The organism is Kitasatospora sp. NPDC048298 (genome assembly GCF_043201465.1).
GTDB lineage: Bacteria > Actinomycetota > Actinomycetes > Streptomycetales > Streptomycetaceae > Kitasatospora.
The window spans coordinates 1-1,193 of the sequence record NZ_JBICYZ010000179.1; the positions used below are offsets into that span (position 1 = coordinate 1).

Here is a 1,193-nt window from a genome sequence, read left to right on the forward strand (position 1 = left end):
CTACTGAAGTTGAATTCGTGATGTCGGTCTGAGATGTGGTCAGCCATCCATGATCAGGCCGGTGGTGGCGAGGCATCCGTCGATGAGGTGAGGGCGGTACTGGAGTCTCTTCAGGCTGCGCTTGACGGCTCGGGCGAGTTGGTCGATGTCGGCGGCGGCGAGGTTGCCGATGGTGCGCTTGACCAGCGACCAGATGCCCTCTTGCGGGTTGAGGTCGGGAGCGTACGAGGGGAGTTGGAAGACGGTCAGCCAGTCCTTGCTCGCCTTGATGAACTCCTGCATCGGCGGCATCAGGTGGGCACGCAGGTTGTCCCACACGAGCACGATCGGACCGCCGAGCTGGATGTGCGCCCGGATGAGCAGGTCCCGGTAGTCCTGCCAGGTCAGGCCCTTCTTCTCGCCTTTGCGGCCCCGGTAGACGTGGAAGCTGTAGAACATCCGCGAGCGCTGACCGGGTTTGTAGCAGCTCAGCCCCGCCATGGAGACCCGGCCGCCTCCTCGGCCGCGCACCCGAACCACGGGCGTGCAGCCGACCCGGCCCCAGGTCCTGGCGCGCGGCGGCCTCATCGACTGCCCGGCTTCGTCCTCGAAGACAAGCCAGGCCTCGCGGGCCGCCGCGGCGCTTTTACCCGCGGCCACGTCTCCTTCTTCCACAACTCGACGGCCGCGTCATCACGCTCGATGGCGCGGTGGGCCGGCTGCTTCCAGGACCAGCCGCGCCGCTTGAGTAGGACCCACGTGCCCTCCACGGTGTAGGAGACGTGGAACAGCCGGCCAATCAGCGTCTTCACCCGAGCCAAGGTCCACCGCTGGTCGTCCCAGCCGTGGGCAAGCGGTCCACGCTCCAACTCCCGTTCCAGCCGCACGATCTGGGCATCGGAGAGCTTTGGACGACCCGGCGAACCCTTCGAGGCGATTCCTGCCGCGCCGCCCTCGCGCCACTGCCGGCGCCAGCGCTCCACCGAACGCACGCTCACCCGCAGCGCGGCCGCGATGTCCCGATTCTTCTCACCGCCCTTGAAGCGATCCACGGCCTGCCGTCGGATCCGCTCCCGCGCGACCCTCTCCGCGTCGGTCAAACCGCCGCCCTGTGCGTACCTCACAGCACACGACTACCGGGACCAACCCTCCAACGGCAGGCGAACGCTACCGCTTCACCCATCCGAGCGACATCACGAATTCAACTTCAGTAG

Annotated in this window: 2 protein-coding genes; both read right to left on the bottom strand. The window is 67.0% G+C overall.

What is annotated here, in order from left to right; translation table 11 throughout:
* Positions 1-39: 39 nt before the first annotated feature.
* A complete protein-coding gene (locus tag ACGF0D_RS44315) occupies positions 40-639 on the bottom strand; it encodes a transposase (protein WP_392926273.1) in 600 nt (199 codons plus the stop codon).
* Complete coding sequence (locus tag ACGF0D_RS44320; protein ID WP_392926275.1) at positions 564-1,103, bottom strand: winged helix-turn-helix domain-containing protein; 540 nt, start codon at positions 1,101-1,103, stop codon at positions 564-566. Before ACGF0D_RS44320 ends, ACGF0D_RS44315 begins: the two co-directional genes overlap by 76 nt.
* Between the last annotated feature and the right edge of the window lie 90 nt (positions 1,104-1,193).